This is a genomic window from Pectobacterium hainanensis (assembly GCF_046237015.1).
Taxonomy (GTDB): Bacteria; Pseudomonadota; Gammaproteobacteria; order Enterobacterales; family Enterobacteriaceae; genus JBJYIN01.
Genome location: NZ_JBJYIN010000016.1, coordinates 85,209 through 108,473 on the forward strand (window position 1 = coordinate 85,209; position 23,265 = coordinate 108,473).

The 23,265-nt window shown below is 45.4% G+C and carries 20 protein-coding genes; 13 read left to right on the plus strand and 7 right to left on the minus strand.

What is annotated here, in order from left to right:
• The first annotated feature begins 347 nt into the window (after window positions 1-347).
• The 11 genes from ACKPVM_RS15950 (at window position 348) to ACKPVM_RS16000 (ending at window position 13,653) form a co-directional block, all read left to right on the plus strand.
• Window positions 348-1,268: a LysR family transcriptional regulator gene (locus tag ACKPVM_RS15950; RefSeq protein WP_409310550.1), complete on the plus strand. Its 921-nt coding sequence runs from the start codon at window positions 348-350 to the stop codon at window positions 1,266-1,268.
• Window positions 1,269-1,603: 335 nt separating this feature from the next.
• Entirely contained in the window at window positions 1,604-2,818 is a 1,215-nt protein-coding gene (manD, locus tag ACKPVM_RS15955; RefSeq protein ID WP_409310552.1) for a D-mannonate dehydratase ManD, read from the plus strand.
• Between the two features lie 380 nt (window positions 2,819-3,198).
• A complete protein-coding gene (gene yiaK / locus ACKPVM_RS15960; RefSeq protein WP_409310554.1) occupies window positions 3,199-4,212 on the plus strand; it encodes a 3-dehydro-L-gulonate 2-dehydrogenase in 1,014 nt (337 codons plus the stop codon).
• Window positions 4,213-4,306: 94 nt separating this feature from the next.
• Window positions 4,307-5,323, plus strand: coding sequence for a C4-dicarboxylate TRAP transporter substrate-binding protein (locus tag ACKPVM_RS15965; protein ID WP_409310556.1), 1,017 nt, complete (start codon window positions 4,307-4,309; stop codon window positions 5,321-5,323).
• A gap of 65 nt (window positions 5,324-5,388) precedes the next feature.
• Window positions 5,389-5,868, plus strand: a complete 480-nt coding sequence (locus ACKPVM_RS15970) for a TRAP transporter small permease (RefSeq protein WP_409310558.1) — start codon at window positions 5,389-5,391, stop codon at window positions 5,866-5,868.
• The gene (locus tag ACKPVM_RS15975) at window positions 5,865-7,148 is read left to right on the plus strand and encodes a TRAP transporter large permease (protein ID WP_409310560.1); all 1,284 of its coding nucleotides are present in this window, start codon (window positions 5,865-5,867) and stop codon (window positions 7,146-7,148) included. The genes ACKPVM_RS15970 and ACKPVM_RS15975 overlap by 4 nt, the downstream gene beginning before the upstream one ends.
• 353 nt (window positions 7,149-7,501) lie before the next feature.
• Window positions 7,502-8,716: a D-mannonate dehydratase ManD gene (gene manD, locus ACKPVM_RS15980; protein WP_409310562.1), complete on the plus strand. Its 1,215-nt coding sequence runs from the start codon at window positions 7,502-7,504 to the stop codon at window positions 8,714-8,716.
• An 11-nt stretch (window positions 8,717-8,727) separates the two neighbouring features.
• A complete protein-coding gene (locus ACKPVM_RS15985; protein WP_409310563.1) occupies window positions 8,728-9,747 on the plus strand; it encodes a Zn-dependent oxidoreductase in 1,020 nt (339 codons plus the stop codon).
• A gap of 215 nt (window positions 9,748-9,962) precedes the next feature.
• Window positions 9,963-11,324 (plus strand): MFS transporter, encoded by a 1,362-nt coding sequence (locus tag ACKPVM_RS15990; protein WP_409310565.1) that lies wholly within the window; start codon window positions 9,963-9,965, stop codon window positions 11,322-11,324.
• Window positions 11,325-11,364: 40 nt separating this feature from the next.
• Complete coding sequence (locus tag ACKPVM_RS15995) at window positions 11,365-12,834, plus strand: mannitol dehydrogenase family protein (protein ID WP_409310567.1); 1,470 nt, start codon at window positions 11,365-11,367, stop codon at window positions 12,832-12,834.
• Between the two features lie 132 nt (window positions 12,835-12,966).
• Window positions 12,967-13,653: a GntR family transcriptional regulator gene (locus ACKPVM_RS16000; protein ID WP_409310569.1), complete on the plus strand. Its 687-nt coding sequence runs from the start codon at window positions 12,967-12,969 to the stop codon at window positions 13,651-13,653.
• 104 nt (window positions 13,654-13,757) lie between these two features.
• Here ACKPVM_RS16000 and ydfZ read toward each other — a convergent pair whose 3' ends face one another.
• Window positions 13,758-13,964, minus strand: a complete 207-nt coding sequence (ydfZ, locus tag ACKPVM_RS16005) for a putative selenium delivery protein YdfZ (protein ID WP_409310571.1) — start codon at window positions 13,962-13,964, stop codon at window positions 13,758-13,760.
• Window positions 13,965-14,285: 321 nt separating this feature from the next.
• Window positions 14,286-15,479: a multidrug efflux MFS transporter gene (locus tag ACKPVM_RS16010; protein ID WP_409310573.1), complete on the minus strand. Its 1,194-nt coding sequence runs from the start codon at window positions 15,477-15,479 to the stop codon at window positions 14,286-14,288.
• A 315-nt stretch (window positions 15,480-15,794) separates the two neighbouring features.
• On the opposite strand from ACKPVM_RS16010, the gene azuC reads away from it, so the two are divergent.
• Entirely contained in the window at window positions 15,795-15,872 is a 78-nt protein-coding gene (gene azuC, locus ACKPVM_RS16015; RefSeq protein WP_409310593.1) for a stress response protein AzuC, read from the plus strand.
• 158 nt (window positions 15,873-16,030) lie between these two features.
• On the opposite strand, the gene ACKPVM_RS16020 is transcribed toward azuC, so the two are convergent.
• Window positions 16,031-17,110, minus strand: coding sequence for a tartrate dehydrogenase (locus ACKPVM_RS16020; protein WP_409310575.1), 1,080 nt, complete (start codon window positions 17,108-17,110; stop codon window positions 16,031-16,033).
• A gap of 108 nt (window positions 17,111-17,218) precedes the next feature.
• Here ACKPVM_RS16020 and ACKPVM_RS16025 point away from each other — a divergent pair, with 108 nt between their 5' ends.
• Window positions 17,219-18,103: a LysR family transcriptional regulator gene (locus ACKPVM_RS16025; protein WP_409310576.1), complete on the plus strand. Its 885-nt coding sequence runs from the start codon at window positions 17,219-17,221 to the stop codon at window positions 18,101-18,103.
• A 43-nt stretch (window positions 18,104-18,146) separates the two neighbouring features.
• Here the strand turns inward: ACKPVM_RS16025 and fhuE are convergent, their stop codons facing one another.
• The 4 genes from fhuE to ACKPVM_RS16045 all read right to left on the minus strand — a co-directional run bounded on the left by fhuE (window position 18,147) and on the right by ACKPVM_RS16045 (window position 23,206).
• Complete coding sequence (gene fhuE / locus ACKPVM_RS16030) at window positions 18,147-20,330, minus strand: ferric-rhodotorulic acid/ferric-coprogen receptor FhuE (RefSeq protein ID WP_409310578.1); 2,184 nt, start codon at window positions 20,328-20,330, stop codon at window positions 18,147-18,149.
• 516 nt (window positions 20,331-20,846) lie between these two features.
• Complete coding sequence (locus ACKPVM_RS16035) at window positions 20,847-21,413, minus strand: fimbrial protein (protein WP_409310580.1); 567 nt, start codon at window positions 21,411-21,413, stop codon at window positions 20,847-20,849.
• A gap of 33 nt (window positions 21,414-21,446) precedes the next feature.
• Window positions 21,447-22,487, minus strand: coding sequence for a hypothetical protein (locus ACKPVM_RS16040; protein ID WP_409310581.1), 1,041 nt, complete (start codon window positions 22,485-22,487; stop codon window positions 21,447-21,449).
• A gap of 8 nt (window positions 22,488-22,495) precedes the next feature.
• Window positions 22,496-23,206 carry a fimbrial biogenesis chaperone gene (locus tag ACKPVM_RS16045; protein ID WP_409310595.1) on the minus strand — a complete coding sequence of 237 codons (711 nt, stop codon included), beginning with the start codon at window positions 23,204-23,206 and terminating at the stop codon, window positions 22,496-22,498.
• Window positions 23,207-23,265: the final 59 nt, after the last annotated feature.

Sequence of the window (23,265 nt, forward strand, 5' to 3'; positions counted from 1 at the left end):
CACTTACTCAAATTGGTTCATCGGGATGAATTGAAATACTGACCGTCTCTTATCAGCGGCCAATGTTTTTCGTTGTTCAAAATGTTAACGTTTTGTCCTAAAGCTTGGATTATTCAGGTTATATAAAATGATTGTTATTTTATATAACTTAATATTTACATTAACACTTTATCGTGTGCTTCATTTTTCGATATTCTATTTTTATAACATAAGAGGAGTGATAAACTTCGTTACGTATCGATAATTCAATCACGTGGTTATCTAAATAAGTGTGCATTCTGTCACGTTTGTTTTTTTGTATATCCATATAATTGTTATTTGAATTTATTATAAATAAAAGAATAAATATGATTAGTATCAAGCGAGTGATTTATTATCAAGAACTCATCAGGGTGGAAAGTTTTACCAAAGCAGCGAAAGCATTGAATATATCGCAGGCCTTTCTTTCTCAAGAGATTGCCCGGTTAGAGCAGGAGGTCGGAAGAAAACTCATCAACAGAACGACCCGGCAGTTTTCTTTAACCTCATTTGGTCAGCATTTTGCTGAAAAAATTCATACCTTAATTAAAGAACACTATGAACTAGAGCAGTTTGTTCGTAGCTACGAGGAAAGCTCGGATGGGGCACTGTTGGTGGGGGTTATTCCAATTTTCAATCGTCTGAGCTATTACAATGTTTTTAGCTTGTTTCAGAAAAATTATCCCAATATCGACATTTCCTTTATTGACGGCATGAGTACCGATCTGTTGGAAAGGGTACGTAACACAGAAATACATCTTTCCTGTTCGACACCGTTTGATGACTATCTGAACGATCCGCTGTTCAACCATTCTGTTTTTCTGATCGATGATATTGTTGCCGTCGTCGAGGCTTCTCACCCGCTGGCGAACCGTCACAAACTGAATCTGTCGCAATTGACAGGAGAAAAACTGATTGTGCCGCAAAAAGGTACGGGTGAGCATGCCGCTGTCTCTGATGCATTTAAAAAACAGGGAATTAATCCGAGTTATTTTCGTGAATGTAGCAACATGGATATCATCATGGATTTGGTGATGAATCTGTCTGGTGTGGTGTTTCTTTGCGCGTCGGTTGCCAGAAGTCTGACAGATTTTGATGTCGTCATTATTCCTTTAGAAGAACAATTAAAAAGAACCTTTGCCATCAGCTACCTGAAACGAAGCGTCAATATTCCGATGGTACGCTTGTTCCTGGATTTTCTGCATCAGTATGGTGACACCTTGCCTCCGGTATCCAGCCCTGACGCTTAACATTTGAGGGGCAGGCCATGATGGTTGTCTGTCCTTCTTTCTCATCGTTATCCTCACTCTTTTTATATCAATCCGTTGATTTCTTTGTGATCGAACGCTTGATTTTATGGCTTGGCATTGAACAATTTCTGTCGTTAATTATCTGTTATTAATAGCTTAATTTTAAATTCACGATCGACCTTTCCGTTATTGACTCGTCGTTGCATTTTCCAGCTGCTGAAAAATCATACATGCGAATGCATAAATGTGAGGGGATTCAAGTTATCTTTCTGGTCATACTTGTATGGTAGTTATTGTTATGAATGTGAACGGCATGAGCGAAAAGGAATAATAATGTGAAAATTGTCAGTGCTGAAGTGTTTGTGACTTGCCCCGGACGTAACTTTGTGACGCTGAAAATTACGACGGATAGCGGAATTACGGGTATTGGCGATGCCACGCTGAATGGGCGTGAATTGCCGGTGGCATCTTATCTTAAAGATCACGTCTGCCCACAGTTGATTGGGCGTGATGCGCATCAGATTGAAGATATCTGGCAGTATTTCTATAAAGGGGCTTACTGGCGTCGTGGACCGGTCACGATGTCGGCAATTTCCGCAGTGGACATGGCATTGTGGGATATTAAAGGCAAAGCCGCCAACATGCCGCTTTATCAATTACTGGGTGGGGCGTCACGTACCGGCGTGATGGTGTATTGCCACACAACCGGGCACAGCATTGATGAAGTGCTGGATGATTATGCCAAACATCGTGACCTGGGCTTCAAGGCCATTCGTGTGCAATGTGGCGTGCCGGGTATGGAAACAACCTATGGTATGGCTAAAGGCAAAGGGTTGGCATATGAGCCAGCAACCAAAGGGAACTGGCCTGAAGAACAGTTATGGTCATCCGAGAAATACCTCGATTTCACACCGAAACTGTTTGACGCGGTACGTAACAAATTCGGGTTCTCCGAACATTTACTGCATGACATGCATCACCGTCTGACGCCGATTGAAGCAGCCCGGTTTGGTAAATGCATTGAGGATTATCGCCTGTTCTGGATGGAAGACCCCACGCCAGCTGAAAATCAGGCATGTTTCCGGCTGATTCGGCAGCACACGGTGACACCGATTGCCGTCGGGGAAGTGTTTAACAGTATATGGGATTGTCACCAACTGATTGAAGAACAGTTAATTGATTATATTCGCACCACGATCACCCATGCTGGTGGTATTACAGGGATGCGCCGAATCGCGGATTTTGCCTCTTTATATCAGGTTCGCACAGGGTCTCATGGTCCTTCCGATTTATCACCGATTTGCATGGCGGCCGCGCTGCATTTTGACCTCTGGGTGCCAAATTTCGGCGTACAGGAATACATGGGATATTCCGAACAAATGTTGGACGTGTTCCCGCATAACTGGGTATTCGAAGATGGTTATATGCATCCGAGCGACAAGCCGGGGCTAGGCATCGAATTTGATGAAAAACTGGCGGCCAAATATCCCTACGAACCTGCTTATTTACCGGTTGCACGTCTGGAAGACGGTACATTGTGGAATTGGTAACGGCGTTTGCCCCCTATACCCCAAATAATTCAAGTTGCGTGACAAAACGTTAGCGTTTTGAACAACGCTCTGCGTTGACCCTTTAGGGCAAGGCCCATTTATGGCCTTGTAACGCGGCAACCGCACGACAAATCGGTTTTAACCGATTTGAACAGCGATAACGCTGGCCCAGAGGGTGAGCTTCATTTATGAAGCTCATTAATCCCCAGGAGCTTACACAGGTAAGTGACTGGGGTGAGTAAGGACAAATTGGCTAAGCCAATTTGAACGCCGTTTACGGCGGCCCTTCAGGGCGAGGCTCAGAGATGAGCCGAGTATTGCCAACGCACAAGCAGCTTGAAGTATGACGGATATAATCACCGAATGATGAGAGTGTGTGTATGCAAAGAATCAAGTTTGACATCATGAAAGACACGGTAAAAAAAGCCTTTTTGAACGTGGGATTAAGCGAACAGAACGCAGAGGTGTGTGCACAAATCCATACGGAGTCCAGTTGTGATGGCATCTATTCTCATGGGTTGAATCGTGTTTCCCGGTTTGTTGATTATGTTAAGAAAGGATGGGTTGATATTCATGCTGAACCAACCCTGGTTAAATCGTTGGGCGTGATTGAAATTTATGATGGTAATCAGGGGATCGGTATCACCAATGCGCTGTTTTCTGTCGAGCGAGCCGCAAAAATGGCGCGTGAAAATGGAATGGGCATCGTTGCATTGCGTAATACCACGCATTGGATGCGGGGAGGAACCTATGGTTGGAAGGCCGCAGAACAAGGTTTAGCCGCAATTTGCTGGACGAATACCGAATCTTGTATGCCAGCGTGGGGCGGTAAAAACACGCGTCTGGGCAATAATCCTTTTGTCATGGCAGTACCACGCGAAAAAGGTCCGTTAGTCCTCGATATGGCCATGTCGCAGTATTCGTATGGCAAGTTACAGGTGACACGTCTGAAAGGCGAACGTTTACCCTTCCCGGGAGGGTATGACGCGAATGGTCATCTGACGGATGAACCGGGGCCGATAGAACAATCTATGCGTATTCTTCCCACGGGTTATTGGAAGGGGTCTGGCATGGCGGTTTTACTCGATGCCATGGCGGCACTACTATCCGCTGGTCATCCGACGAATGCGATCGATCAGGTTGGTAAGGGAAGTTGTACCGGAGCCAGTCAGATCTTTATCGTTTTTGATCCTTCACAGCTTGGCGGTGCGGAATTCAGCGATCGTATGGCTGATAGCGTAGCCGATTACATTAAAACATCGACGCCTGCTGAAGGGCAAAGCGAGGTCTACTATCCCGGTGAGCATTCTGCTAGCAATCGTCGTGAAAACTTGTCGCAGGGGATTCCGGTGGATGATGGCGTATGGGCAGACATTTTGGCGTTGGCTAAATAGAGGAGCGCGACGTTTCAACTCGGACTGGTGTCGTGGAAATATCATGGTCGGCGGTATGGGATAACGATTAATTTTCCTTTGGAGAGCGAAGAATATGTCAAATTTAAAAAATGAAATGTTTCGTACATCAAGCCAGGGAATAGTTAAGAAAATAGTATTGGGATCGTTGCTTTCACTTTTCACATTACCTTTGTGGGCGGCAAAAACGTATGACCTTAATTTGAGTACAGTCTTAGCACCTGATGATCCGATTTATTCAGGATTTAAAGAATTTAAGAAAAATGTGGAGAAACGCACCGATAAGCAAATTCGGGTGAGGCTATTTCCTAGTGGTCAGTTAGGTGCCGATGGTGAATTAATTCAGCAGGCTCAGGTTGGCAGTAATGTCGGCGTGTTAACTGATGGTGGTCGATTGGCACAGTTTGTTCCTGAGTTAGCCATATTGAATGCACCTTTTTTATTAGCGAATTATGAGGAAGCATCGAAACTGGTGACAACGCCCACGTTCAAGGAGTGGGAATCTCGGTTGAGAGCTAAATCTGGTTTGGTGAGCCTTTCATTCAACTGGTATCAAGGTTCTCGCATGATGATCACCAAAAAACCGTTCACGATACCTGCTGATTTAAAAGGCGTGAGGGTTAGGGTGCCTGATGCCCCGATTGTCATTGAAACCATCAGTTGTATGGGCGGTTCACCCACGCCAATGGCCTGGTCTGAGGTTTATTCTGCTATCCAGACTGGTGTAGTCGATGCGGCTGAAGCACATCCGACCGCATTATATGGTTCAAAACTGAATGAGGTTGCTAAATATATTACCAAAACAAACCATTATCATTTAATGACGTCTATTGTTGTTGGGAGTAAATGGTTTGAACAACTCCCCGCTGAATTTCAACAGATACTTCATGAAGAGTCGTATAACGCTGCGACATTCGCTTCACAGAAAATAACAGAGCAAAGCAATACGGTTCTGGAAAAAATGGAGAAAAGTGGTGCAACAATAGCGACCATTGATTTGACTCCGTTTATTCAAGCTTGTGAAAACGTGCCGAGTAAGCTTGGATTAGAACAAGCGAAAATAAGTGTACAGCAGGCACTTAAAACGGAGTGATATGAGTTTTATTTCCGCTTTCCCTGTCCCGTCTTATTGACGGGGCACCGTTTGAGAGACCGTATATGAAAAAACTCATCAAAATAGAAATCATTATTGCGAAAATAATGTTTATCACTATGGTGGTGCTGATTTTTATTGCAGCGATTGGGCGATGCATTGGTTATCCATTAATTTGGTCTATTGAAATATCGATGGTGCTATTTGCCTGGGTGAGTATGTTCTCCATCCATTATGCACACGCGAATTACCGTAATATGGGTATCGATTTTTTATGTAAGCGCTTTCCCGCAAAAGTACAAAATGCGATTGATTATTTTAATAAGATTTTGATTATTGCTTTTCTCTGTATGGGGACTGGAGCCGGGTATCTTTTTACCTGGGATACACGGGCTCACGTTTTGCCAATATCAGAGATCAATCAGGTTTTTTTAAGTGCGGCAGTCCCGACGGGATGCCTGCTGTTGTTGCTTACCTGTATTGAGCAACTGATTGATAAAGTGAATACGAACCGGGCGTTATCTGCGGGAGAGAATTTATCATGATGTGGCTAACAGGTTTATTATTTGTCGTGTTTATGCTGATGGGGATGCCGGTTGGATTTGTTATTGCAATATCAAGCCTGGCTTACTTTTTTACCTCTGACTTTTTGCCATTGGGGATTGCCTTCCAGAAATTTGCCGCGCCAACGCAATCATTCCCGATGATTGCTGTGCCTTTGTTTATTCTGGTCGGTAACTTACTTACGCGTACGGGCATTACCGAACGATTACTAGACTTTGCGCGTTTGCTGACCGGATGGATGATTGGCGGCTTAGCGCAAATCAACGTATTACTGGCTATGTTGATGGGCGGTGTCGCGGGTTCGGCGGTAGCGGACGCGTCCATGCAGTCTCGTATGCTAGGGTTTTCGATGATTGAACGAGGCTATCCTCGTGCCTATACCGCCGTTGTTATTGCCTTCGCATCATTGATAACGGCGACGTTGCCTCCCAGTATCTTATTGATTCTCTATGGATTCGTCGGTAACGTTTCTATCGGTAAATTATTCCTGGCAGGCATTATTCCCGGCTTAATGCTGACAATTACGCTAATGATCACGAATTACGTCATGGCGAGAAAGATGAAAATCCAGCCGGAAATGGTAGCGAAACCGTCATTTAAAGAGGTTGTGGCGAGTTTTCGTCGTGGGTTTTGGGCGCTGATGTTTCCTGTCGTTTTGATTGTTGTGATTCGTTTAGGACTTTTCACGACGTCTGAGGCTGGCGCATTTATCGTCTTTTACGCACTGATTGTCGGCGGTTTGATTTATAAGGAGCTGACCTGGCAAGGGATCTTCGATACTTTAACCGAAACCCTGAGCGATCTAGGTATTGTGATGTTGCTTGTGATGGCGGCGTTTATTCTTGGGCACATCAGCGTATTGGATCAATTACCTCAAGCGATGACTGAATGGATCACCGAATTTACTGAAAGTCCAGTAGGGATCATGCTGTTGATTTTCGGCTTGATATTAGTTATTGGCATGGTGCTGGATGCGAGTCCGATTATATTATTGTTAACGCCAATACTGTTGCCAATTGTCACTGAGATTGGATATGACCCGATTCATTTCGGTATTCTATTTATTGTATTGACCTTACTTGGGGCGAATACACCACCGGTGGGCATTTGTATGTATACGGTTTGCGGGATTTTAAAGTGTGATACGACACAATTTATTAAATCTTCCGTGCCTTATTTACTCGCATTTTTTGTTTTTGTGTGCCTCTTGTTTATTTTCCCGCAGACGGTGATGTTTTTACCGAATTTGCTGATGCCATAGTCTTTTAGGGTGCAGAACGGACGTCCGTGTTGTCATTGTGATAATGGGGACGTAATTTTCAGTCACTAAAGGCATCCGGAGAATGACGTTATTGTTCTTTCGGGAATCAAGCCAATAGGCCCAGGGACGGGCCAGATACACTCGGCGTATGCTCTTATTGTCACGTAACTGTTCATTTCAACCGTATCGATCACAGCGCACCATACAATGACGGTGCCATCGTCCTCGCCTTTTTTGGCCGTTATCCTGTCCTCCTGTAAGTGTGATGTAGTTCAAATTATCCTTTCTAATATACTTGTATGGTAGTCATCATTGAAAATATGAACCGTCATGAGTAGAGAAGGATAAGTAAAGTGAAAATTGTTAACGCTGAAGTGTTTGTGACTTGCCCAGGACGCAACTTTGTTACCCTGAAAATTACGACAGACAGCGGTGTGACGGGTATTGGTGATGCGACATTGAACGGTCGTGAGCTGCCGGTGGCCTCATACCTTAAAGATCATGTTTGTCCACAGTTGATTGGGCGCGACGCGCATCAGATTGAAGATATCTGGCAGTATTTCTATAAAGGCGCTTACTGGCGTCGAGGCCCCGTTACCATGTCAGCTATTTCTGCGGTAGATATGGCACTGTGGGATATTAAGGCCAAAGCCGCCAACATGCCGCTCTATCAATTGCTGGGTGGCGCATCACGTACTGGTGTCATGGTGTATTGCCATACCACCGGGCATACCGTTGATGAAGCGTTGGATGATTACGCTAAACACCGTGACCTGGGCTTTAAGGCCATTCGTGTGCAGTGTGGTGTGCCAGGAATGAAAACCACGTACGGCATGGCAAAAGGCAAAGGGTTGGCGTATGAACCGGCAACCAAAGGCAACTGGCCAGAAGAACAACTATGGTCAACGGAAAAATACCTCGATTTCACGCCGAAACTGTTTGAAGCGGTACGTAACAAATTTGGTTTCTCCGAACATCTGCTGCATGACATGCACCACCGCCTGACGCCGATTGAAGCCGCTCGGTTCGGGAAAAGTATCGAAGATTACCGCTTGTTCTGGATGGAAGATCCAACGCCTGCCGAAAATCAGGAATCCTTCCGTTTGATTCGTCAGCACACCGTGACACCGATTGCGGTTGGTGAAGTCTTTAACAGTATTTGGGATTGCAAACAGCTGATTGAAGAGCAACTCATCGACTATATCCGCACCACGATCACCCATGCTGGCGGCATCACGGGGATGCGTCGAATTGCAGATTTTGCCTCTTTGTATCAGGTACGTACCGGTTCTCACGGACCTTCCGATCTTTCTCCAATATGCATGGCAGCCGCGCTGCATTTTGACCTCTGGGTGCCGAATTTCGGCGTACAGGAGTACATGGGATATTCCGAACAAATGTTGGAAGTCTTCCCGCATAACTGGGTATTCGAAGATGGCTATATGCACCCAGGCGATAAACCAGGATTAGGCATCGAGTTTGATGAAAAACTGGCAGCTAAATATCCCTATGAACCGGCCTACCTGCCAGTCGCACGCTTGGAAGATGGCACATTGTGGAATTGGTAAAGGAACGTTTTATGAAAAGCATTGTTATCAAGCAACCTAATGATTTAGTGATTGAAGAAAGAGATATCCCTCTTCCGGCTAAAGATGAAGTAAGAGTTAAAGTCTCACTTGCTGGAATTTGTGGTTCCGATAGCCATATTTATCGTGGACATAACCCATTTGCTAAATATCCGCGAGTGATTGGACATGAGTTTTTTGGCGTGATCGATGCCGTAGGAGAAGGTGTTGATACATCACGGGTAGGTGAACGAGTTTCTGTTGATCCTGTTGTGAGTTGTGGGCACTGTTATCCATGTTCTATTGGTAAGCCAAACGTGTGTACTTCGCTGGTTGTTCTTGGGGTTCACCGTGATGGTGGATTCAGCGAATATGCAGTGGTACCCGCTAAAAATGCTTATTTGATCCCAGATGAGATCCCTGACGAATTTGCGGTGATGGTTGAACCATTCACTATTTCAGCCAATGTTACTGCGCAGGTTAAGCCTACCTCTCAGGATACGGTATTAATTTATGGTGCTGGTCCGATGGGCTTAACGTCTGTTCAGGTGCTAAAAGGGGTTTATCAGGCTAAAGAAGTGATTGTGGTTGATCGTATTCCAGAGCGTTTGGCTATGGCCAAGAATTGTGGCGCAGATCGTATTATCAATAATGCTTCTCTGTCTTTAAAGGATGAATTGGATAAGCTAAATATTAAACCTACTTTGATTATTGATGCTGCTTGTCATCCATCAATTTTACAAGAAGCCATCACGATAGCCTCTCCTGCTGCTCGGATTGCGATTATGGGATTTTCCAGTGAACCTTGTCAGATCAGTCAACAAGGGATTACCAGTAAAGAGCTTTCTATTTTTTCATCAAGACTGAATGCAGAAAAATTTCCTTTGGTTATCGAATGGCTTAAAGACAAGAAGATTGATCCATTAAAATTAATTACCCATCGATTCGAATATAAAAAAGTTGTTGAAGCTATTCAGGTTTTTGAAAAGGATCAGAAAAGCTGCTGTAAGGTGTTATTAACGTTTAATGATTAATAGTAGTGATTAAAGTTGATGATATCTTTAGCATTGATTTAAAGGGAGGTTCTCTGGCGTATACAACATCAGGAAATTATTTATAAAAAGTATCTTTCTCTGTATGTTCTAAGCCTTGCTCGGTAAGGCTTAGAACAATGTGTTGCGCAATGATAAACAGTTAATTTGCGGCTGTTGTGCTACACACATAACTATAAACCGTAGAGAGTATAAATATGAATGAGCAGCAAATAAGTTCCACACAAAATAAACCTGAACGGAGTACTTCTGACTTGGTTAAGGCTGCGGTTTCTGGATGGTTAGGAACCGCACTGGAGTTTATGGATTTTCAGTTGTATTCACTGGGGGCCGCATTAGTTTTTCATGAAATCTTTTTCCCAGAACAGTCTGCTGCCATGGCATTAGTCTTGGCTATGGGGACATATGGCGCTGGGTATATCGCTCGTATTGTCGGTGCTTTTATTTTCGGGAGAATGGGCGATACTATTGGTCGTAAGAAGGTCCTCTTTATTACGATCACGATGATGGGAATTTGCACCACACTCATTGGTGTCTTGCCAACCTATGCACAGATTGGTATTTTCGCGCCTATTATGCTGGTGACGTTGCGAATTATTCAAGGGCTAGGTGCCGGGGCTGAAATATCTGGCGCAGGTACGATGCTAGCTGAATATTCTCCGAAGGGTAAACGTGGGATTATTTCGTCTTTAGTTGCGATGGGGACGAATTGCGGAACATTAAGTGCGACAGCAATATGGGCGGTTATGTTCTTCTTACTTGATAAGGAGCAACTGTTAGCGTGGGGATGGCGCGTACCTTTCCTGTCTAGTGTCGTCGTCATGATCTTTGCAATATGGTTAAGATTGAATCTTAAAGAAAGTCCTGTATTTGAACAGGTGAATGAAACGGGTGAACAGCATTCTTCCTCTCGAGAGGCGGTTGTAGAAAATAAATCCGTTATTGAAATGTTCAAAAGTAAATCTTTTTGGCTTGCTACCGGGTTACGATTTGGTCAAGCAGGTAACTCGGGTCTTATCCAAACTTTTCTTACTGGTTATTTGGTCCAAACATTATTATTTGAAAAATATATCCCAACAGATGCATTAATGATCAGTTCTGTTATTGGTTTTCTTACAATTCCATTGCTGGGATGGATTTCAGATAAAATTGGTCGCCGAGTTCCTTATATTATCTTAAATATTTCTGCGATTTTGTTGGCTTACCCAATGCTTTCTATCATTGTCGATAAAAGCAATGAGGTTAATGTTATTATTGTCTGCATTATCGTTATTCATAACTTTGCAGTATTAGGGTTGTTTGCATTAGAAAATATCACAATGGCGGAGATATTTGGTGCAAGAAATCGTTTTACACAGATGGCGATCTCTAAAGAAACGGGTGGTTTGGTCGCGGTTGGTTTTGGCCCTGTGCTAGCTGGTATTTTCTGTAATATAACGGAGTCTTGGTGGCCAATAGCAGTAATGGTGATTGTCTATTCATTGCTCGGTTTATTTGCCGCTCTCTGTATGCCGGAAGTCAAAGATCGCGATTTGGACGAGTTGGAAGATGCTGCATAAATGTAGCACCGAATATGTTTAATCAACACCAGGGAAACCTATGAATATCACTGAATTTGATAAACTGAAACCGCAGGTTATTGTTCCCCGCTATGATCGCAAGCAGTTGAAGACGCGTATCGCGCATATCGGTTTTGGCGCTTTCCATCGTGCTCATCAGGCAGTGTGTGCGGATAAACTGGCGACAGAATGCGGTAGTGACTGGGGATACTGTGAAATTAACTTGATTGGTGGTGAGCAACAGATTGAAGCCATCCGTCAACAGGATTTGCTCTGGTCAGTTTCAGAAATGGCTGATACTGGCTGGAGTAGTCGAGTGATTGGTGTCGCGACTGCTGCATTGCATGCCGAGGTAGAAGGCATTGAGTCGGTGCTAGAGGCGTTAAGCGCTCCTGATATTGCGATCGTCTCTATCACGGTGACAGAAAAAGGGTATTGCCATCATCCTGCTACGGGGCAATTAAATATCGAACATCCGCTGATTAGCCATGATTTGGCGTTTCCTGACGAGCCTCGCTCCCTGCCCGGCGTGATTCTGGCTGCGATTAAACGCAGACGAGAACGCCAGTTGTCGCCTTTCAGCGTGATGTCCTGTGACAATATGCCAGAGAATGGACACGTTACGCGCAATGTGATTGTGCAACTGGCTGAACAGCAGGATATCGCGTTGGCTCAATGGATTAAACAGCATGTAACCTTTCCATCAACGATGGTTGACCGAATTGTCCCAGCGATCACGCCAGAAACACTAGAAACGATTCAAGGACAGCTCGGGGTTGCTGATCCAGCGGGCATTGCCTGTGAGCCGTTCTTCCAGTGGGTGATCGAAGATCATTTTGTCAATGGACGTCCTGAGTGGGAAAAAGCGGGTGCCGAATTAGTTCAGGATGTACTGCCATTCGAAGAAATGAAGTTACGTATGCTAAATGGTAGTCACTCATTTCTTGCTTATCTGGGGTATCTTGCAGGGTATCAGCATATTAGTGAGTGTATGCAGGATGGCGCGCTGGTCGCTGCCGCGCATCACCTCATGTTGAATGAACAGGCTCCAACGTTGCGAACAAAAGACGTTGATCTTGCTGCTTATGCAAATGCATTGTTAGATCGTTACAGGAATCGTGCGTTAAAACATAGAACATGGCAGATCGCGATGGATGGATCGCAGAAATTGCCACAGCGAATGTTAGATTCTATTCGTTGGCATTTAGCGAATAATAGCCGTTTTGATGCGCTGGCTTTGGGCGTTGCCGGTTGGATGCGTTATGTTGGCGGTGTGGATGAGCAAGGCCAACCCATTGAGATTAGTGATCCACTGAAAGATATTATTGCACTTACCGTGCAGAATAGTGCTGAAGGGGAAGATCGCGTGAAGGCATTATTCTCCCTGGACGCTATCTTTGGTTTGGATTTACCTGAAAATATCACTTTTACGACAACGGTGATGCGGTATTACCAGATGCTGTTGGATAAGGGTGTTAAAAAGACGTTAGAGTCTATCGATTGGAAATAGTGGTTCTTTCAGAGAAAAATGCGGCAGTTCAACTGCCGCGTTTTTTTGTTATTTAACTGGTAATAACGCCTAGGGCGATATGAATGAAACATGTATTATAATCCATAAATATTTTGTGCAAAAAGCGGCGGCATGGATACCTCTTTTCAGATCAATAACAACGAACCCGTAAATCAGCAAATTTACCGAGTGCTGCGTAAAGACATCGTGGAATGCAATATTCCGCCAGGTAAATTGTTGTCCGAAAAGGAAATATCAACGCGTTTTGACGTGTCTCGCCAACCGGTCAGGGAAGCGTTTATTAAATTGGCCGAGGCGGGTCTGGTGCAAATATTGCCGCAACGCGGCACGTTTGTAATGAAGATTTCCGAACAGCGGGTGGCGGAAGCTCGGTTTATCCGTCAGGCGTTGGAGTGCGCCATTGCTCGGCGTGCGGCTGAAGCCGTTACGGACGAACAACTGCTGGTGCTGGAACATAATTTACGCCGTCAGGAATTGGCTGCACAGAATGGTCGGGTGCATGAGTTTCTGAGTCTGGATGACAGCTTTCACCAACTTTTGACGCAAATAGCCAAGTGTCCGCTGGCATGGGAAACCATCGAGTCGATTAAAGCGACGATGGATCGGGTCCGTTTTCTCAGCTTGAGTCAGGTTTCTCCGCCGATGAGTTTGATTCAGCAGCACTACCTGATTTTTGCCGGATTGAAAGCTCGCGATCCTGATGCGACGGAAAGGGCGATCCGTGAACATCTACAGGAAATGATTTACTCGATTACGCCAATCGCTCAGCAAAATAGTGACTGGTTTGAGCATTCCTGACGAGTGAGTTTGATGAGTGCGGTATCGCAGAGAAAAACATGTCGGGCGACGTGGTGGCGCCCGAATAATATTAAGCCTGATTAAACCCGAGGCTTAATTCAACGTTAGACACGTCCCAGACGCATTAACTCTTCTGGAGCAAAGTATTCACCAACACCTTGCAGTTCTACGCATTTTGCCAGACGAACGTCTTCACGTTTCAGGTTTTCTGCATGAATGGCTGCAACGGTGCCAATCAGGCGAGAACCTGTTTGCATAACACGGCAACCGGAGTCGATCGGATTTCTATATCTGTCATACGCTTTGTACACGTTAACCTCCTCGTTTGACGGTAAAAAACGTTAGGTGCGTTTTTCATCGTTGTGATAACGACCCGAAGGGTGGCGAAATAAGCCGCCATAAAAAACCACATCGATCCTACTGCGCACGGATACCTTGCTCCAGCAGATTACGATTTTTATAGAAAGTCCGTATATAAATCATCGTGCTATTAACCCATACCCATAAAAACGCTTAAATATTAACGTATGGTCAACATCGGTTTTACGAGTAAGGTAACACGATGATGGTTTCTATTTATGGTGTTGACAGCGCTGCCATCGCGGAGCCATTTTTCTTTGCCCCGCGATCGATTAGGCTTTTTTAGGAACCTTACGAAAGTGGAAAATAATTTGTAGGGTATTGCACAACACCAATAGTGCAGTGACGACAAATACCCAACGAAATCCCATCATGGCAGAAACGCCGGAGCCAATCAGCGGACCGACGACATTCCCTAAATACATAAATGATTGGTTATAACCGAAGATTCTGCCCGTGACCTGTTGACTGCTGTATTTCACAAGTAGCGCCTGTACTGCTGGCATGAGTGCGCCATCAGCAAAGCCCAGCATAAACCGCAGTATCCCCAGTTGAACGGGGGTCTGGACGACGGACATAATGGAAAAAAGCAGCACACAAAAGCCCAGGGAAACAATCAATATACGGTGAGCGCCGATCCTGTCACCTAAACGGCCAAGACGCGGCGCGGAAAGCAGGGCAGAGACCCCCGGGATCGCGGCAATCACGCCGCTGATAAATGCAATGTTGTCGGTGCCGGGGGTAAGATCGCGAATAAATAGTGTCAGTATCGGGTTGATCGAACCGTTTGCCATCTGGATCATCATGGTAGTGATAAACAAACTGATAATCAGCATTGGATAAGGCAGAGAGGAAAAGACCGCTTTGCCACTCAGACGATCGGCTTTGCTCACTCTTATCATGTTTTCTTTAATCGCAAAGAGCGTAATTAAGAAGCTGATGAAGAGCAGGCCACCGGTGATAAAAAACACAACGCGTAAACCCACATGGTCGGCCAGAAATCCACCAAGTAGTGGGCCAATGATAATGCCGGAGATTTGTCCGGTAGACAGCGTACCCAGCGCCCAGCCACTTTTTTCTCGCGGTACTTGCGAGGCTATCAATGCCATCGCGTTAGGAATATAGCCGGAAGTGAGTCCCATCATGGCGCGCAAGATAAATAAATGCCATACGTTGCTGGCAAAGCCTTGCAGCGTCATGACGATTGCCATTCCCAATGCTGCGCGCAGCAACATGAGTTTGCGGCCTTTGCGATCGGCCAGACTTCCCCATAGCGGTGCCACGATAGCGGAAATCAGAAATGAAGAACTAAAAATTATGCCAGACCAGAGACTCAACGATTCATGTGAATGTACGCCAAGTTGTTCAATGTACAGCGGTAAAAAGGGCAAGATCTGACTCATGGCTAAGCCGGTAAAAAAGCACCCTAGCCAGGCAGAGAATAAGTTGAGTTTCCAGGTTTCCATGGTGCGCGGTAAGCCTTCATCAGCAGATGACCAATGGTGAAAATTAAGCAACCGTACGTCGGATTATTTTAATATCGGCATCAACAAGTAACGGAAGGTGACTAAAATTTCATCTCTTATGAAGAGCATAACATAGCACGCTATCTTGTTGTTTAACTGTCCTTCGGCGATGAGTGAAAAAGAAATAATCGAGGTGTTCGGCCAATGTGCAAATAATTTTGTGATTCATGTCACAAAAAATTGCATTTAAAAATTATGGCGCGTAGAATCCTTTACCAAGAGATAACAACATGACAACGTAATCAAGGTAAAAAAATGCGTAACTTTTTGAAAAAAATCCTGATGGCCTACGTTAATGCATATAAAGACGTACCGCCGGGTGCAATGCACTGATTTCTGTTTAAGAAACAGATAGTTTTAAGAAAAAGATAGCTTTAAAAAAAGACATCTTTAAAAAAAGATAATAGTTGAAAAAGCCGCATTAGCGGCTTTTTGACGTTAATAACCACCTCATTGTCACCCGTTTCACACCGATCTTTTATCAATATCAGTTACAACATATCGGCAATCGCTTTACCTAATGATTGGGTATTTCCTGTTCCGCCTAAATCCCTGGTCAGCGGTGCGATCTGCGGTCCTTGTGACAATACCGTTTCAATGGCCTGCAACACAGCGGCTCCGGCTTCCGGATAGCCCAAATGTTCCAACATCATACTGCCACACCAAATCTGGCCAATAGGATTGGCTAACCCTTTTCCGGCAATATCGGGCGCGGAACCGTGGACGGGTTCAAATAGGCTGGGGAGGCGACGTTCAGGGTTAATATTGGCAGAAGGGGCGATACCGATGGTTCCGGTACAGGCCGGACCTAAATCAGATAAGATATCGCCGAATAAATTGCTGGCGACCACGACATCAAACCAGTCGGGGTGCAGGACAAAATTGGCTGTCAGGATATCAATATGAAATTTATCAACGTTGATTTCCGGATAGTGTTTTGCCATTTCGGCCACTCGGGTATCCCAGTAAGGCATGGTGATGGCGATACCGTTTGATTTTGTGGCTGAAGTCAGATGTTTTTTCGGGCGAGTCATCGCTAATTCGTAAGCAAATTTCAGAATTCGATCGACACCGACCCGTGTCATCACCGTTTCCTGAATCACAATTTCGCGATCGGTTCCGGGGAACATGGTGCCGCCAACGCTGGAGTATTCCCCCTCGGTGTTTTCCCGAACCACGTAGAAATCGATGTCACCAGGGTGACGTCCGGCTAAAGGGGCTTTGACGCCCGGCATCAGTCGACAAGGACGCAGATTGACGTACTGATCGAACTCGCGACGAAATTGTAATAATGAGCCCCAAAGTGAGATGTGGTCAGGCACAATATCCGGCCAGCCGACCGCACCGAAATAGATAGCGTCATACTGACTCAGGATCGAAAACCAGTCGTCTGGCAGCATTTTTCCTTGTTTCAGATAGTAATCGGCGCTGGCGAAATCAAACCAATCCCACTGTATTGATATATCAAATTTTTCCGCGGCGCGTTGCATCACACGCACGCCTTCAGGCATGACTTCTTTGCCAATGCCATCGCCGGGGATAACGGCGATTTTGTGTTGTTTTCCAGACATCTGAGGGTCCTTCTTTTCTCTTGAAAGGTTCACTGAGTGTATTTCTTGCGTTTAGGGTGAACAATTAGCTTAAATGGCAAGGCATTGTTGAATTAAAGAGAAGAATATATGTCGACAGTTAACGACCTGTTTTTTTTCAGTCGTATTGTGGCGTTAGGTAGCCTGACGGCGGTTGCTCGTGAGCTGGGGCTGTCATTACCCGCAGTCAGTAAACGATTGACTCAACTGGAAAAACGTCTGGGTGTTCAACTGATACAGCGGACAACCCGACGATTGGATTTAACGGCAGAAGGCGCGTTGTACGCAGAGGGTGCCGTGCCGATCTTGGCGGAAATCGCTGAACTGGAAAGCGCTGTGGCTAAAAACCAACGCTCGCTTTGCGGTAAGCTTAATGTGAATGCTTCTTTTGGTTTCGGTCGAAGACATGTTGCCCCGTTGGTGTCATCTTTTTCACGGTTACACCCCGATTTAGACATTCAGCTTCAGCTTTCCAGCCAGCCCATTAATTTTCTGGATGCCGGGATTGATATCGATATTCGCGTGGGCGAACCGCCGGATTCACGTTTGATCGCCCGGAAACTGTTGGATAATCCTCGGGTTTTATGTGCATCCCCGGCTTATATTCAACGCGCTGGTATGCCGAAGACGGTTGCCGATTTGTCTGCCCACAACTGTATTGTATTGAGGCAATATGAAAGTGATTATGCGTTGTGGCGTTTTTATCGGGCAGGCAATGAATTTACCCATAAAGTTGACGGCAGCCTGTCGAGCAATGATGGCGAAGTCATCATGCATTATGCGCTGGATGGGCACGGTATTATTTTGCGTTCGTTTTGGGATGTCAGAGGATACCTTGAGCGAGGAGAATTGATCCCTCTGCTGACTGATTACGAGATACCCACCGCAGATATTCACGCGGTTTATCAACACCGTCGGCATATTCCTGCGAGGATCACCGCGTTTATTGATTATCTGTCTGAGCAATTGGCATGAAAAAAGGGAGCTTTTGGCTCCCTGATTTGGCTAAGTGTTTCGATCAGAAACGGTAGTTGGCAGAGATGCTGACGTTACGTGGTTCGCCATAAACAACCGAGCCGTCAATGTTGGTATCATAGGTTTTGTCGAGCAGGTTATTAACATTCGCCTGCAATGACAGGTTTTTTGTAACCTGATAACGACCAAACAGATCGACAAGGGCATAGCTACCTTGCTCTGCGCGCCAGGTGCCGTAAGGCGTAGACACATTCTTGTACACGCGATTCTGCCAGTTAACACCCCCGCCAACGGTGAGGTCAGGCAGTACGGGGAGACGATAGCTGGTGAACAATTTTACCGAGGTTCGTGGCAGATTCGGGTTAACTGCTTTTCCTTCTTTATCCTCTGCAACGTAGCGGGTGGCACCGAACGTCATTTGCCAGTTATCGGTTAAGGCACCATTGATCTCAAATTCAATCCCTTTACTGACGGTGCCATCAATGCCGCGATAGGCGTCATCTGTGGAGCCGATGACCTTTCTGCCGGTTTTCTCTCCCAGATTATCTTGTTCAATGCGGAAGGCTGCCAGCGTCGTCGTCAGGCGACTATTCATCCAGTCGGATTTCAGACCCAGCTCATAGTTGTTGCCGGTAATGGGGGCAAGGTATTTACCATTAATATCCCGATAGGTCTGCGGCTGGAAGATCGATGTATAGCTTGCGTAGGTTGACCAGTTGTCATCAATGTCGAACACCAGACCCGCATACGGCGTTGTATGATTTTTCTCCATATTCTGCGTTAGCGTATCGGTATTCCATTTGGTGTAACGGGCGCCTACGATCAGATGTAGCGGATCGGCTAATGAAATCCGAGTTGCTGTATAGACCGATTTCATATTGGTCTTGTCATCCTTAGCAACACTCAGCGGCTTCCAGTTTGTCTCAGGGTAACGATTATTGTAGTGATAAAGACTTCCGAGGTCTGTTGGGTAAATGTCGTCCCATGAACTCATATATCGGTTGGTCTGCCTGCTGTAGCTCACCCCTGCCATCAATTGGTGCTGACGATCAAACAAGTGATAAGGGCCGCTGGCAAAGATATCCAAAGCGTCGACTTTGCGTTTACCTGTGTTATAACCCGTACCGCCAACCACCGGATAACTTGGCCCATAGAGGCTTTCCATCATGCCGGTTGATTTATCGACCAGTCCATCGAGATACATCATACGGCTATCAAGCTTCATTTCCGTATGCGTGCCGTTGAAGGTTAATTCCCAGTTATTGTCGAAACGATGTTTCAGCGTGGCAAAGACTTTATTAAACGTTTTATCGTTATAGGCCCAATCAGGAGCCGTACTGTCGCTGCGGTCAAAATTTGTCAGGCTCCCGTTGGTATACCATCGGGGCAGCCCGCCCCAGGTCGGGCTGTCTACATTGATTTCCTGATATTCATAACCGACTGATAAGCTGGTATTATCGTTTAGATCGGCATCCAGTACACCATAGAAAAATTTCTTCTGCTGCTGATAGCGGTCAAGCCAGCTATCGTTGTCTTGGAAGCCCGCGATCATGCGTCCGCGAACATTGCCGTTTTCGGTTAATGGCGTAGAAAGATCGGCGACGTAGCGTTGTTTGTTCCAACTGCCATATTCTGCGGAAACATTCCCTTGAAAATCCCGACTGGTCGCATGTTTGCGTACCATATTGATGGCAGCGGAAGGGTTACCTGTACCCGTCATCAGACCGTTAGCTCCACGCACGACTTCCACTCGTTCAAAGAGGGCCGTATCTGAAAGCCCATCTCCCAGATTCCATCGGGATTCGAAGAATGTGGGGATACCATCCACCAGGTAGTTATCAATCAGGAAACCACGTGAGTAATACAGGCTGCGATCCGAATCAGAGGTTTTTGAGGTGATCCCGGTGGTATTGGTCAATACCTCTCCCAGCGTTCCGAGCTGCTGATCTTCCATGCGTTGTTGACTGATGATGCTAACGGACTGTGGGATATCGCGTTGTACCAGCGTCATTTTGGTGCCAGCGGATGTGGTCTTAACGCTGTAATCCTGATATGACGCATCGGTGCTGTCTTGAGCCGAGCCATCAACAACGATGGTATCGTCAGATTTTGTTTCGGCTGCGAAACTGGCTAAAGGCAGTAGTGCAAGTGTAATGCTGGATGCCAGTAATGATAAACCTGATGCACGCTGACGTGATCCCTTCGTCGATGGGTGAGTGAAAGACATTGTTAGCCCTTATTTTTGTTTCATTTTGAGTCCCAAAAAGAATCCTGCCGACATGAATTCTGGCGGGGTTGCGCGATTTTGAGGCTACTCATGGATTGGTAAGTGAAAATGCAAATGAGAAGTATAAATATTTAGAATGTGACTGTAAACATACGTAAACGTCGTTATTGAAACCTCGTTTCAATAACGACATTACCTTTAATATGGTTAGACAAACATGTTTGCTCACTATACCCGTCATACTTCAAGTTGCTTGTGCGTTGGCTGCGCTCGCTCACCCGAATCACTTACTTGAGTAAGCTCATCGGGATTCCCTCACTAGCCGCCTTCATGCAACTCGAATTATTTTGGGTATAAATGCCTCCATCAGGAGGAAAAAAAACGAGGCGTGAATGAGAAATGAATTAATACTAAATTACCGTGGATAACATTTTAATCGGTTTATCTGCCATCGTTTATTTGTGCTGCTATCGGCGATAGAGATATGTTGCCGGAATCGGTTGAGGCGGATATTTGCTATAAATAACTTAACTTGAAGTTGGCTGTTGCGGTGTAATCACCGGAATGGATCAGGTCGTCACGTATTTTTTCAATGCGTGCAGAGAATTGAAGGGTATTTGTGCCGTAGTGCAACGGAATGTCATCCGTCGCATCGTTAATACCTACCAGCTTATTATCATGATAGATACCGAGAGCAACGCCTTTGGCACTGGAGGAATGATCTAGTGCTAATCGTTTTGGTAATAAGGGTTCTTCTTTGCCTAAAAAATTGACTGTGACGTGTTGATACGTATCTGGAGCGCAATCGACAAGGTGAATGGCAAAGTCATGCCATTCGCCGTAGCCATTTTTTTTCATATATTGACCCGATGTTTCGCCCATATTCACTTCAATATTTTTTGATTCGGTACTGATATTGCAGGGGGCATTAACAACAAGTACGCGAAAGGTTACATCATAATCGTTTAACAGTGGATGGGGCTGGCTTGCAGTCTGTCCTGAAGTTAGCACCATGGTGCCAACCATAAGGAATGATAAAATAGAAAGGCCTATTTTTTTTGCCATTTTGTCGTGACTGTTCATTGTCTATTGCCTGTTAATTAACGCACTAATCTATTAGTGATAATTAAATCTCAGAATAATATTTTTTTCGGTATCGCCTACTACCGCGGGACCGGATGCATAGAGTTGTGCGATATAGTGTCTTTCAACGATCCCGCTAGAAGCCGTCAATCCATCAATAAAATTGATAAATTGATTAAATACCACATGATTTCCGCTACGCGTATCTTCAATTTTTAACGTTGAACCATTGCCCATATCCATCCCTTCGGTTCCCACAAGCGTATTCCCGCGGGCACTGGCATCAAAATTGATATCCAGGTCAAAGCCTCTCCCACAATCCTCGCCACCATCAGTGGAAACATCTATCCGGAATGCTTCTTGGGCCAGTAAACCCGCTTCTGGCCCTTCCCATGCTTTAACCGTTCTAAAGTCAATATAGCTATCTGGTGATACCTTAATGTTTGCCGCGCATTGCATGACTTCAATGCCATGAAGCCCTGAAAGACTTAATCCATAGTTTGCGCTGGGACGATCATTTATCCCGCCTTCGCCATCGATCTGAAAGACTTTCAGTGCATCGACGCCAACGGTGGTATCTGTGATTTCCCCGGTTTTTTCGAGGTAGAGTTGTACCGTTATATTGAGGATTGTCGGGACTGAAGGCGGAGCTGAACCGCTGGGCCCAGGCGAAATCCATTGGCCCGTCGAAACGCGGGAGGCTGTCGTCCCTCCGTTCGTAATAATGCCTAAATCCAGTCCGTTGTAGATAATACCGATCCCTACGCCCTGACTGATGACTCTCCCTTCTGGATTTGGGTAGAAATATGACATTTCCCCCTGTGGTCTAACCGATTGGTATGCCCAGCAGGCGAGGCTACGGGTATAATTTTTTGACGTCCAGAGTCGACTACCGATGGGTAAGGTCGCCGGAATCTTTAACGTTCCAACTTCTTCGTAGTCCAATACGGGGCCGGTTACCGAACCTAAACGGCATTCCAGCGCGTTAGCACCGAATGCTGTCAATACCAGAAGAACCAGTGTCGCGAAATATAGGGTGTTATATCGTCTGTGGCTTGATGATTTGAGCATCATTGTTTCTCTTATTCCTGAGCGAGTGTCTGGCAGTGGTTTTGTATACAGGTAAAAGGCAATTCCTGATGTCCGCCATAATCATTCACGTAATACAATGAGAATGTATTTACTGAACCGTCCAGAACCCGGATCGTGTTCGTTGAGCGTGGTGATACCATAAACGCTTTGCCATCCAATAAATTATCGGGCACTGTGCGCGTCTTTTTAGACTGCTTTAAAATATTACTGACAGTGATGTAATAGGGGGTCGGGTTTTCAACAATAAAGCTTTTAGCCATTTTCCTGATGCGTAACTTTTTCTGCCATATATCATTTTTATCCGGTGTAATTCCTCTGGGACGGAAGAACACCTTAATTTCTGATTGTATAGCGATTTGTAGTACGTTGGCTTTTTCCGATTTAGGTGGAATTTCTCGTACGTTTAAATAAAAGAGTGATTCACGATCTTTCGGTAGCTGAGAGATTTGAGATGTTTTTACCAGCCGGATCAGGCTATACCCTTTGGCCTCAATACGTTGTAATGGAGGCAATACCATCAAAGGGGAGGTGGTTTTATTCCGGTTTTCATCCGTTAGCCAGGACTGTGCCAAAAAAGGGTTTTCTGCATTCTCATTCTTTAGCGTTACCGTTGCCGATTGTTCGTCGTCATTAAAAATGACCCGAGTGCGATCGAGGCTAATGGCACTGTAGGCCGATGGAATAAAAAAAACACTGCTAATAAATAGTAATGCCGATCAGTTAAGGATCGGTTGACCGATCCAGTGGCTGTGTAAAAATC

What these genes read in the sequence shown, in the direction of transcription:
- ACKPVM_RS15990 (WP_409310565.1), top strand. Translation starts at nt 9,963, where the DNA reads ATGAATGAGCAGCAAATAAGTTCCACACAAAATAAACCTGAACGGAGT.
- ACKPVM_RS16000 (WP_409310569.1), top strand. Translation starts at nt 12,967, where the DNA reads ATGGATACCTCTTTTCAGATCAATAACAACGAACCCGTAAATCAGCAA.
- ACKPVM_RS16025 (WP_409310576.1), top strand. Translation starts at nt 17,219, where the DNA reads ATGTCGACAGTTAACGACCTGTTTTTTTTCAGTCGTATTGTGGCGTTA.
- ACKPVM_RS15950 (WP_409310550.1), top strand. Translation starts at nt 348, where the DNA reads ATGATTAGTATCAAGCGAGTGATTTATTATCAAGAACTCATCAGGGTG.
- ACKPVM_RS16020 (WP_409310575.1), bottom strand. Translation starts at nt 17,110, where the DNA reads ATGTCTGGAAAACAACACAAAATCGCCGTTATCCCCGGCGATGGCATT.
- ACKPVM_RS16040 (WP_409310581.1), bottom strand. Translation starts at nt 22,487, where the DNA reads ATGATGCTCAAATCATCAAGCCACAGACGATATAACACCCTATATTTC.
- fhuE (WP_409310578.1), bottom strand. Translation starts at nt 20,330, where the DNA reads ATGTCTTTCACTCACCCATCGACGAAGGGATCACGTCAGCGTGCATCA.
- ACKPVM_RS15975 (WP_409310560.1), top strand. Translation starts at nt 5,865, where the DNA reads ATGATGTGGCTAACAGGTTTATTATTTGTCGTGTTTATGCTGATGGGG.
- azuC (WP_409310593.1), top strand. Translation starts at nt 15,795, where the DNA reads ATGCGTAACTTTTTGAAAAAAATCCTGATGGCCTACGTTAATGCATAT.
- ACKPVM_RS15985 (WP_409310563.1), top strand. Translation starts at nt 8,728, where the DNA reads ATGAAAAGCATTGTTATCAAGCAACCTAATGATTTAGTGATTGAAGAA.
- ACKPVM_RS15995 (WP_409310567.1), top strand. Translation starts at nt 11,365, where the DNA reads ATGAATATCACTGAATTTGATAAACTGAAACCGCAGGTTATTGTTCCC.
- ACKPVM_RS16010 (WP_409310573.1), bottom strand. Translation starts at nt 15,479, where the DNA reads ATGGAAACCTGGAAACTCAACTTATTCTCTGCCTGGCTAGGGTGCTTT.
- ACKPVM_RS15970 (WP_409310558.1), top strand. Translation starts at nt 5,389, where the DNA reads ATGAAAAAACTCATCAAAATAGAAATCATTATTGCGAAAATAATGTTT.
- yiaK (WP_409310554.1), top strand. Translation starts at nt 3,199, where the DNA reads ATGCAAAGAATCAAGTTTGACATCATGAAAGACACGGTAAAAAAAGCC.
- ACKPVM_RS16035 (WP_409310580.1), bottom strand. Translation starts at nt 21,413, where the DNA reads ATGAACAGTCACGACAAAATGGCAAAAAAAATAGGCCTTTCTATTTTA.
- ACKPVM_RS15965 (WP_409310556.1), top strand. Translation starts at nt 4,307, where the DNA reads ATGTCAAATTTAAAAAATGAAATGTTTCGTACATCAAGCCAGGGAATA.